The sequence below is a fragment of the Tahibacter sp. genome, assembly GCF_035481375.1.
In the GTDB taxonomy this organism is placed as follows: Bacteria; Pseudomonadota; Gammaproteobacteria; order Xanthomonadales; family Rhodanobacteraceae; genus Tahibacter.
Genome location: NZ_DATIGT010000031.1, coordinates 1 through 9,369 on the forward strand (window position 1 = coordinate 1; position 9,369 = coordinate 9,369).

A 9,369-nucleotide genomic window follows, 5' to 3' on the forward strand; every position below is an offset into this window, starting at 1 on the left:
TCGCGACGGCCGGCACGGTGGATTCTTCGATCGTCAGGAATTCGACGTCGACGCGGCGATTCTTCTGCCGGTTGGCCGCAGTGTCGTTCGCGTGCGACGGATTGAGTTCGCCGTCGCCGCGCGTATCGATCTGGTCGGCCGGCACGCCGTGCGCGACGAGATAGGCCTTCGCGCTCGCGGCGCGACGCTCCGACAGCGACTGGTTGTAGGCCACGGTGCCGACGCTGTCGGTATGCCCGATGACGGTGATGCGGCTCACGCGCGTCGTGCCGTTGATTTTCGCGAGCAGTTCGTCGAGTGCCGCGACCGCGTCGGGACGCAGATCCGATTTGTCGAAATCGAAGAACGCATCGCCGTCGAGGCGCACGTCATTGCGAATCACGGTGGGCTTGGGCGTCTGCACGTCGGCGACGGCCGGCGGCGTGCCGGCGACGGTTTCGACCTTGAACGGCGCGCGCGGCCGATAGGCCTGGCCGAATTCGTAGCGCAGGCTGAGCCAGCCGCGCGTGTCGTTCCGGTCGGTCTCGAAGTCGCCGGACTTGCGCAGCGCTTCGGCATCGAGCGATACGCTCCAGCCGGTGTTGCGAATGTACTTGTCCACACCGAGCGACAGCGTGGTCTGGTCGGAACTGTACTTGCCGCGCTCGTAGTCGAGGCCCCCGCGCAGGCGCCACAGCGATTCGTCGAAGTGACGACCGAGGCGCACGCCGATGCCTTTTTCGTAGGGATGCTCGAATGCGTCGGTGACGACGCGCGTCGTCTGGAGCTGCGTGTAGGCGTGGCCGTTCTCGGTGCCGGTCAGCGTCGTCGCCGTCGTGTTCGTGCGGCTGCCGACGAAGCGGCTGCCGGTCAGCGCGCCCGAGACGTAGCCGTCGATGAAGAAATCGTTTTTCTCGTAGCCGACGCCGAGCGTGGCCTTGCGGTCGTTCCAGATGTTCTGGTCGACGGCGACGAAGGCTTTCGCGACGGCGACGCCGTCGGCATTCTCGAGCGTGTCTTCGCGCGTCTTGCCGCCGAGCAGCCAGTGGTAGTCGAGCTGCACGCCGCCGGCGCCGTGTTCGGCGAGCCAGAGCTGCGCGATCCAGGCCGAGTCGCCGTCGAAGCCGAAGATGCCGAGCGCCTCGCCGTTGATGTCGCCGTCGTCGTTGACGCCGAGGCTGACCCGCGCGTTCGTGCCGACGTAGGTGACCGGAATGCTCGGGTCGTTCGCCTCGGGCCTCGGGGGGGCGGATTCCTGGGCGGCAGCCGCGGACAGGGCCAGGGAAATGCTCAGGGCGAGCAGCGAACGGCGCATAGGGGTCTCCCAACTCCATAGGACGAGGCAAAAAAAGCGGGCGCGATTATCGCGCAGCGGCGCGCTGCAAATAGCCTGTAACGTGCGCCGGAAACGTGAAGGGGCACGCAAAGCGAACGCAGACGGCGCCGTTTTCAGAGGAATCCGACGCGGCAACGCGGGTTTTCCCTCAGTTGCCGGACGACCCTTGCCGGTCGCGCCGGGCGTCCGCATATCCCGGGCGCTATCATCGGCGGCGACCTGCCCGTTTCCGGAATCCCATGAATCTCGACCCCGCACTCCGTTCGCGTATCGACTCCCTGCTGCAGCAAAACCGCATCGTGCTGTTCATGAAAGGCACGCGCCATGCGCCGCGCTGCGGCTTTTCCGCCGGCACGGCCGGCATCCTCAACGGCCTGCTCGACGACTACGTGTCGGTCGACGTGCTGGCCGACGCGGAAATCCGCGAGGGCATCAAGGCCTACGGCAACTGGCCGACGATTCCGCAGCTCTATGTGGACGGCGAATTGATCGGCGGTGCCGACATCGTCGCCGGCATGGCCAACAGCGGCGAGCTGCACGACCTGCTCGGCCTGCCCAAGCCCGACCGCACGCCCCCGACCATCACGATCACCGACGCCGCCGCTCAGGCCATGCGCGCGGGCCTCGCCGACGCCGGCAACGCCGCGCTGCACCTGAGCATCGACGCGCGCTTCCAGGCCCAGTTCTTCCTGCGCGAGGCCGAGGGCCATGAGGTCCGCGCGAACGCGAACGGCATCGACGTGCTCATGGATACGACGACCGCACAGCGTGCCCGCGGCATCGTGATCGACTGGGTCGACACGGTACAGGGCAGCGGCCTGTCGATCACGAACCCGAACGCGCCGCCGGCGGTGCAGCCGCTCGACGTGCAGGCGCTGAAGGCCCGCCTCGAACGCCGCGACATCACCGTCATCGACGTGCGTCCGGCGCACGACCGCGCAACCGCGCCGTTCGCCGGTGCGCAGGTACTCGATGAAGACAGCGTCGCGCGCCTGTCGGCGCTGCCGAAGGACCAGCCGCTCGCCTTCCTCTGCCATCACGGCAATTCGAGCCGCAGCGCGGCCGAGCACTTCCGCGGCCTGGGTTTCCGCCAGGTGTTCAACGTCGAAGGCGGCATCGACGCGTGGTCGCGTCAGATCGACCCGTCGATTCCGCGCTATTGAGGTTTTGCCGGCGACCGCATGCGGGAAAACCCGCAGGCGGTTCATGTTGCATCGGCGCGGAATTTGAGTGTCAGCGACATTGCCATCGGCACGGTGAATGCATATGCCGCTGATATACTCGGCCGCGTTCGGCCGCACCGGGCGACGTTTCGCGAGTCCGACGCGTCCGGCCCGGAGACAACGAAGGGGAGACAGTCGATGCGCGCAGCGGTAGTCGCACTCGCGATGGCGGTATTGCTCAGTGCCTGCGGCGGCGGGCGCGAACAGACGGCAGCCCAGGCCTGCGAGGCCGCAGTGAAGAACAAGCTGGCCGGCCGCACGTTCGAGCTCAATCCCAGGGCCATGGCCGCCGCGGCGAAAGCCGAAAGCGGCAATATCCTCTCGCTCAACGCCAACATCGTCTTCGACAAGGGACTCACGTCCGAATACAAGCAGACCTTCGACTGCAAGGTCCGCTTCGAAGGCGACAAGGAACCGTCGGTCATCCTGCTCCAGTTCAACTGGAGCATGGACGACGTCAAGAAGAACTGATCCGCGTTCGGGCCGGGTCGCGGCGGCGACGCATGGTGCCGCCGCCGTGCCGTTTCAGAAGCGCAGGTGCTTGACCGACTGCCCTTCGTCGCGGATTTCCTTGAGCGCATCGATGCCGATGCGGATCTGCGCCTCGACGAATTCGCCGGTGACCTTGCGATCGCTTTCCTCGGTCTTCACGCCTTCGGGAATCATCGGCTGATCCGAGACCAGCAGCAGCGCGCCGGTCGGAATCTTGTTTGCGAAGCCGACGCTGAACACCGTTGCGGTTTCCATGTCGATCGCCATGCAGCGCGTGCGGCGCAGATAGGCCTTGAACGCGTCGTCGTGCTCCCAGACGCGCCGGTTCGTCGTGTAGACCGTGCCGGTCCAGTAGTCGCGGCCGTGATCGCGCACCGTCGAGGACACCGCGCGCTGCAGCGTGAACGCCGGCAGCGCCGGCACTTCGGGCGGGAAATAGTCGTTCGACGTACCTTCGCCGCGCAGCGCGGCGATCGGCAGGATCAGGTCGCCGAGCTGGTTCTTCTTCTTGAGTCCGCCGCACTTGCCGAGGAACAGCACGGCGCGCGGCATGATGGCCGACAGCAGGTCCATGATCGTGGCGGCCGTCGGGCTGCCCATGCCGAAGTTGATGATGCTGAGCCCATCGGCGTGGGCGGAGGGCATGGCCTTGTCGCGTCCGCGGACTTCGACATTGTGCCACCTTGCAAACAATTCCACATAGTTGCTGAAGTTGGTCAGCAGTACGTACTTGCCGAACTCCTCCAGCGGCACGCCGGTGTACCGCGGCAGCCAGTTGCTGACGATCTCGTTCTTGTCTTTCATGCTTTCCCCGTGATTACCCGCGTGGCAGGTCAGGGTTACCGGCGACGCCACGCCGGCGATGTTCTCGTTATAAGCCCGGCGATGATACCACGCGGCCTCCGAACGCCCGGTGCTCAGCGCGCGCGATCCGCGCCATAATCGGCGCGCGCGAACCTTGGGGGCGGGGTGCCATGGCAGCAGGCGCAATCGAGATCCACCATCACGATTCGGCGCTGGGCGCCTGGGACGTCGCGATGCGCCGGCCGCATCCGGCGCTGCGCCAGCATGTCGCGCAGCTCTGGCACGGCGCCGGCCAGGTTTCCTACGAACGCGACCGCATCCTGCCGCAGGCGCGCAGCTATCTGCTGATCAATCTCGGGCCGCCGCAGTACCTGTTCCTGCCCGGACCACCCGAACTGCGCATCGTCTTCGACGACATCTGGTTCTCGGGCCTGCACGAAGGTCCGATCGAAACCTCGGCGCCGCACGGCAGCGTGCTGCTGGGCGTCGCGTTCAGCGCGAGCGGCGCCGCGGCGCTGCTGCCCTGGTCGCAGGCCGAACTCGCGAACCGCACCGGACCGCTGCTCGATCTCGTCGGCCCGGGCGCGCTGTCCCTGCGCGAGCGGCTGCTGAATACCGCGTCGGTCGCGCAGCGACTCGACCTCGTCGAGGACTGGCTGCTCGACACCTGCATCACCGGCCGCAGCGTGCATCCGCTCGTGCACTGGACGCTCGCGCGCCTCAATCAGAGCGGCGGCCGCGTACGCGCCGAGGAGCTCGCGCGCGAAGCCGGCTGCAGCCGCAAGTACCTCGGCAATCTCGTCGGCCGCGCGGTCGGCCTGCCGCCGAAATCGCTCGCGCGCATCTACCGCTTCCAGCACGCGCTCGCGCAGATCGGCGTCGCGCGCGACTGGGCGCTGCTCGCGGCCGACTGCGGCTACTACGACCAGTCCCACCTGATCCGCGATTTCCAGCAGTTCTCCGGCATGCCGCCGGCCGCGTTCGCGCGCAGCGCGCAGCCGGACCCGGGCAGCGTCGTGGTCAGGTGACTTTTTTCCAATACCCGGCGATGCCGGCGATCTACCGTAGCCGCACTCAACCCACACAGGAGTCGTGCCATGCCGGAAATCAACTATTGGGCCGTACTCGCCGCCACCGCCGCCTGCTTCGTGCTCGGCGGTCTGTGGTATTCGCCGATGCTGTTCGGCAAGGCCTGGCAGCGCGAGGTCGGACTCAGCGACGAAGAGCTCGCGCGCGGCAACATGGCGCGCATCTTCGGCGGCTCGTTCGTCCTGAGTCTGCTCGCCGCCTGGATGTTCGCGATCTTCCTCGGTCCGCGCCCGCCGATGAACCTCGGCCTCGGCGCCGGTTTCGCCGCAGGCCTGTTCTGGGTCGCGACGAGCTTCGGCACGAACTACCTGTTCGCGCGCCGGAGCCTGAAGCTGTTCCTGATCGACGGCGGCTATCACACGCTGCAGTTCACCGCGATCGGCCTGATCCTCGCCCTCTGGCACTGATCGCCCGGAGCACGCTCATGCGCATCGACTTGAAGGCCGACCATATCGTCGGCACGGCCGCCGCCGCGACCGGCAGGACGCTCGCGCAATGGTTCGAGCAGATCGACGGCTGGGGCGGCGCCGCGCTCGGACGCCGCGAGATCGGCCAGCGCCTGCTCGACGGCCACAAGCTCGATCCCTGGTGGATCGCGACGATCAACATCGAATACGAAGCCGCCAAGGGACTCGTCGAGAAGGACGGCCGCGCGAAGGGCTACACGATCTGCGCGACCAAGAGCATCAAGGCTGCACCCGATGCCTGCTACGACGCGTTCGCGAGCGCGCCCGCGCTCGACCGCTGGCTCGGCGGCGGCCACGCGCTCGACTTCGCCGACGGCGGCAGCCTGCGCAATGCCGACGGCAACCGCGCGCAGATCAAGAAGCTGAGTCCCGGCAGGACGATCAAGCTGATCTGGCAGCAACCCGATGCCGCGCCGGAGACGCCGGTCGAGATCAAGTTCGCGCCGGCCGGCGCGAAGACGACGGTGATGATCACGCACGAACGCCTGCAGAACCGCGACGACGCGGACGGCTTGCGCCGCGCCTGGGGCGAGGCGCTCGACCGGCTCAAGCAGACGATCGAGGGCGGCTGATTCCGCACTGCCGCGGCAGTCGCGCCGCCGCTACGATCCGGCTCTGCGTTTTCGACGGCGCGCTCGTGCGCGCCGTCCTTCGTTGCCGAGGAGTCCGCATGCACGTGCAGTGGTATTTCGATTTCATCTCGCCGTTCGCGTGGCTGCAGTTGCACCGGCTGTCCGCGCTGCGCGAACGCGCGACCGTGGAACCCGTGCCGATCCTGTTCGCGGCGGTGCTCGACACGCTCGGCCAGCTCGGGCCGGCCGAGATTCCGGGCAAGCGCGATTTCACGTATCGCTTCGTGCAGTGGCGCGCCGAACGGCAGCGGATACCGCTGCGCTTTCCGCCAGCGCACCCGTTCAACCCGCTGACGGCGCTGCGGCTGTCGATCGCCGCCGGGACCCGCTGGGATGCGGTCGAACGCGTCTTTGCGCACATCTGGGAGCACGGCCGCGCGGCCGATTCGATCGACGCACTGCGCGATACCGCTGCCGCACTGGGCATCGGCGACGTCGAGACCGCGCTCGCCGCCGATCACGTGAAGCAGCAGCTGCGTGCGAACACCGAGCAGGCGCTCGCCGACGGCGTGTTCGGCGTGCCGACGCTGCGCATCGGCGAGGCGCTGTTCTGGGGTGAAGACGCAACCGCGATGGCGCTCGAGCACCTCGACGATCCGCAGCGTTTCGAACGCGGCGAATACGCGCGCATCGCGACGCTGCCGCAGGCCGTGCAGCGGCGCCGCTGAGACTCAGGCCAGCAGTTCGCGCAGCGCCGCGAGCGCCCTGTCGACGGCAGCCGCGTCCACGTCGAGATGCGTCACCGCGCGCACCGTGCGTGCGCCCATTTCGCCCATGCGCACGCCGCGTGCCAGCAGTTGCGCGCAGAGCTGCTGCGCACTCAGTCCCTCGCGCGTCACGTCGAAGTAGACGAGGTTGGTTTCCACGCTCGCCGGATCGATGGCGAGTCCTTCGATCGTCGCGATGCCGCGCGCCAGCGTCGCGGCATTGGCATGGTCGTCGGCGAGCCGCGCGACGTGATGATCGAGCGCGTAGTCGCAGGCCGCCGCGATGATGCCGCTCTGGCGCATCGCACCGCCCCAGCGCAGCTTCAGCCGGTTCGCTTCGCGGATGAACTCGGCGCTGCCGGCAAGCACCGCGCCGCCCGGCGCGCCGAGGCCTTTGGAAAAATCGATCCAGACCGAGTCGTAATCGCGCGCGTAGTCGGCCGCGGAGATTCCCGTCGCGACGACGGCGTTCAGCAGGCGCGCGCCGTCCATGTGCGTGGCGAGGCCGTGCGCGTGCGCAGCTGCGGCGATGCCGGCCAGCTGCGCGAGTGGCCAGATCGCGCCGCCGCCGAGGTTCGCGGTCTGCTCGACTTCGACGAGCCGCTGGCGCGGCGCATAGGGCCGGTCGGGCCGCAGCGCGGTGGCGAGCTGCGTCGCATCGAAACGGCCGCGGTCGCCGGCCAGCGGCGTCAGCATGACGCCGGCCAGCGCGGCCGGCCCGCCGCCCTCGAAGCCGATCAGGTGCGAGGTGCGATCGCAGATGACTTCATCGCCGGGCCGGCAATGCACGGCCAGCGCGATCTCGTTGCACATCGTGCCCGAAGGCAGGTACAGCGCCGCGGGCTTGCCGAGCAGTTCGGCGCAGCGCGCGACGAGGCGGTTCACGCTCGGATCCTCGTCGGCGCGCTCGTCGCCGACTTCCGCCCCGGCCATGACTGCACGCATCGCGGCGGTCGGCCGCGTCTTGGTATCGCTGAAGAAATCGACGAAGTCGGGCATGAACAGGATCCGCGGCGGCAAAGCGCGAAGCATTGCGGCATGCGCCTCGTCCCGCAAGCGAGGCGGCGGCGTAGAATCGGCAGTCCATGACTACCCTCCTCCGCCTGCTCCTGATCGCCGCCGCCGGTGCCGCCAGCGCGGGTCCTGCCGCCGCCGCGACGAACACCGGCTATCGCTGCACCGACGCCAACGGGACGGTGTCGTTCCAGGACAAACCCTGCCGCAGCGACCAGCAGAGCCGCTCGTTCGAGTACGACCGCGCGCCGCCGCCACCGCCGGAGGAGATCGTCGCCGAGGACGGCACCACCGTTCCCGCCGATGAACCCGTCGCCGCTGCGCCGGCGCGGCCCGAGCCGCCGGCGATGCCGGCACCGCCGCCGCCGCGACCGCCGCCGCCCGTGCTGTTCCGCTGCGTGCGCGCCGACAACGACAAGGTCTATTTCAGCGAAACCGGCGAGACGCGGCCCTATCGCGTACCGGCCGGCGTCGTCGGCCTGCCCGGCAGTCCGCTCGGCGACAACGCCACGGTTTCCGCACCGGAACTCAACCGGCCGCCGGTTGCCGACGGCAGCGGCGCGAATGCGATCGCCGCAGCCTATGTCGAAGTGCGCGACCGCTGCGAACAGCTCGTGCCGGCCGAGGCCTGCCGCGCGCTGCGCAGCCAGCTCGACGAGAACCTGTCGCGCCAGCGCGGCGCATCGCGCGACGAACGCCCCGGTCTCGCCAACGAGGCGCGCGCGCTCGCCGACAAGCTCGCCGGCTGCTGACGCGGATTCGCGCAATCCGGGCGAAGACGAGCCGCCATGCGGCTCGCAGCGTTTCATCCACAAGCTTGTGCGCGCAGTTGTCCACAGCGGCTGTGGACAACTCGGACCGCACATGTCCATTAGTTTCTATATATAATTTTCAGCACGCCGCGCGGCGGATTGAGCAAATTCTGCGCAAAGCGGGCACAGCCCGCGCAGACACTCGCGCTGCGGCGCTTGTACACAGACTTGTTCCCACGCTTGTCCACAGGCCCTGTGGATAGCGCCGAGACTGCTGGCGAATTCTTGCGCAAAGCGTGCGAGAGCGAGGCGTATCAAGGCCTGCAGCAATCCATCCACAGGCTTGTTACGGGGGGTTTCCACAGCCGCTGTGGATACGCGAACGCGATCGCAGCGGCTGCGACGCGATCCTTATCCACAGCCGGCCGCTCCGACGCGCAAAACCGGCCTCTGGCGAGGACCGGCGCACACCGGGCGCGAGCGAGGCGCTGCAACGCCTGCAGCGTTTCATCCACAGACTTGTGCACGCGATGTCATCGATCGGGTCCGAGCGAGGCGGCAGATCACGCAGCGAACGTAGGGCGCAATAAGCGCAGCGCATTGCGCCGGCATTCGCGCAGCGCATTGCGCCGGCATTCGCACAGCGCATTGCGCCGTGTCCGGTCTGGCCTCGTCGCCTCACTGCGATGCAAAGGCGCAAACGGCTGCGCGAAAACCGGACGGCTTCGCGCGAATGGCGCAATGCCCTTCGGTTATTGCGCCCTTGTATTCTTTCCGAGGTAACTTTTCCCTTAGGGAAACGCCTTCCGGATGCCGATTGCGCCCTTGCGGCTTCGAGCCCGAAACGTAGATAGCGCACTGGAAGGCGGCTTTT

General features: G+C 68.0%; 11 protein-coding genes. 7 read left to right on the top strand and 4 right to left on the bottom strand.

Going from position 1 to position 9,369, the window contains the following annotated elements; all coding sequences use genetic code 11:
- Positions 1 to 1,294 (bottom strand): OmpA family protein (locus VLF18_RS02105; RefSeq protein WP_325277962.1); only part of this gene is annotated, 1,294 nt, incomplete at its 3' end.
- A 260-nt stretch (positions 1,295 to 1,554) separates the two neighbouring features.
- Here VLF18_RS02105 and grxD point away from each other — a divergent pair.
- The gene (grxD, locus tag VLF18_RS02110) at positions 1,555 to 2,478 is read left to right on the top strand and encodes a Grx4 family monothiol glutaredoxin (protein ID WP_325277963.1); all 924 of its coding nucleotides are present in this window, start codon (positions 1,555 to 1,557) and stop codon (positions 2,476 to 2,478) included.
- A 198-nt stretch (positions 2,479 to 2,676) separates the two neighbouring features.
- Positions 2,677 to 3,009: a hypothetical protein gene (locus VLF18_RS02115; RefSeq protein WP_325277964.1), complete on the top strand. Its 333-nt coding sequence runs from the start codon at positions 2,677 to 2,679 to the stop codon at positions 3,007 to 3,009.
- 54 nt (positions 3,010 to 3,063) lie between these two features.
- Here the strand turns inward: VLF18_RS02115 and VLF18_RS02120 are convergent, their stop codons facing one another.
- Positions 3,064 to 3,834 carry an AMP nucleosidase gene (locus tag VLF18_RS02120; RefSeq protein ID WP_325277965.1) on the bottom strand — a complete coding sequence of 257 codons (771 nt, stop codon included), beginning with the start codon at positions 3,832 to 3,834 and terminating at the stop codon, positions 3,064 to 3,066.
- Positions 3,835 to 4,004: 170 nt separating this feature from the next.
- Here VLF18_RS02120 and VLF18_RS02125 point away from each other — a divergent pair, with 170 nt between their 5' ends.
- The 4 genes from VLF18_RS02125 to VLF18_RS02140 all read left to right on the top strand — a co-directional run bounded on the left by VLF18_RS02125 (position 4,005) and on the right by VLF18_RS02140 (position 6,690).
- Positions 4,005 to 4,862, top strand: a complete 858-nt coding sequence (locus VLF18_RS02125) for a helix-turn-helix domain-containing protein (protein WP_325277966.1) — start codon at positions 4,005 to 4,007, stop codon at positions 4,860 to 4,862.
- Positions 4,863 to 4,931: 69 nt separating this feature from the next.
- Complete coding sequence (locus VLF18_RS02130) at positions 4,932 to 5,330, top strand: DUF1761 domain-containing protein (RefSeq protein ID WP_325277967.1); 399 nt, start codon at positions 4,932 to 4,934, stop codon at positions 5,328 to 5,330.
- A 17-nt stretch (positions 5,331 to 5,347) separates the two neighbouring features.
- Complete coding sequence (locus VLF18_RS02135; protein WP_325277968.1) at positions 5,348 to 5,962, top strand: SRPBCC domain-containing protein; 615 nt, start codon at positions 5,348 to 5,350, stop codon at positions 5,960 to 5,962.
- 98 nt (positions 5,963 to 6,060) lie between these two features.
- Positions 6,061 to 6,690, top strand: a complete 630-nt coding sequence (locus VLF18_RS02140) for a 2-hydroxychromene-2-carboxylate isomerase (protein WP_325277969.1) — start codon at positions 6,061 to 6,063, stop codon at positions 6,688 to 6,690.
- A 3-nt stretch (positions 6,691 to 6,693) separates the two neighbouring features.
- Here the strand turns inward: VLF18_RS02140 and VLF18_RS02145 are convergent, their stop codons facing one another.
- Complete coding sequence (locus VLF18_RS02145; RefSeq protein WP_325277970.1) at positions 6,694 to 7,728, bottom strand: GntG family PLP-dependent aldolase; 1,035 nt, start codon at positions 7,726 to 7,728, stop codon at positions 6,694 to 6,696.
- Between the two features lie 86 nt (positions 7,729 to 7,814).
- Here VLF18_RS02145 and VLF18_RS02150 point away from each other — a divergent pair, with 86 nt between their 5' ends.
- Entirely contained in the window at positions 7,815 to 8,495 is a 681-nt protein-coding gene (locus VLF18_RS02150; RefSeq protein WP_325277971.1) for a DUF4124 domain-containing protein, read from the top strand.
- 678 nt (positions 8,496 to 9,173) lie between these two features.
- Here the strand turns inward: VLF18_RS02150 and VLF18_RS02155 are convergent.
- Positions 9,174 to 9,369: hypothetical protein (locus tag VLF18_RS02155; protein ID WP_325277972.1), on the bottom strand; the 196-nt coding region annotated here is incomplete at its 5' end.

Bases quoted from the DNA above. Each gene is read 5' to 3' on its own strand.
- VLF18_RS02140 (WP_325277969.1), top strand. From the start codon at position 6,061: ATGCACGTGCAGTGGTATTTCGATTTCATCTCGCCGTTCGCGTGGCTG.
- VLF18_RS02130 (WP_325277967.1), top strand. From the start codon at position 4,932: ATGCCGGAAATCAACTATTGGGCCGTACTCGCCGCCACCGCCGCCTGC.
- VLF18_RS02145 (WP_325277970.1), bottom strand. From the start codon at position 7,728: ATGCCCGACTTCGTCGATTTCTTCAGCGATACCAAGACGCGGCCGACC.
- grxD (WP_325277963.1), top strand. From the start codon at position 1,555: ATGAATCTCGACCCCGCACTCCGTTCGCGTATCGACTCCCTGCTGCAG.
- VLF18_RS02150 (WP_325277971.1), top strand. From the start codon at position 7,815: ATGACTACCCTCCTCCGCCTGCTCCTGATCGCCGCCGCCGGTGCCGCC.
- VLF18_RS02125 (WP_325277966.1), top strand. From the start codon at position 4,005: ATGGCAGCAGGCGCAATCGAGATCCACCATCACGATTCGGCGCTGGGC.
- VLF18_RS02120 (WP_325277965.1), bottom strand. From the start codon at position 3,834: ATGAAAGACAAGAACGAGATCGTCAGCAACTGGCTGCCGCGGTACACC.
- VLF18_RS02115 (WP_325277964.1), top strand. From the start codon at position 2,677: ATGCGCGCAGCGGTAGTCGCACTCGCGATGGCGGTATTGCTCAGTGCC.
- VLF18_RS02135 (WP_325277968.1), top strand. From the start codon at position 5,348: ATGCGCATCGACTTGAAGGCCGACCATATCGTCGGCACGGCCGCCGCC.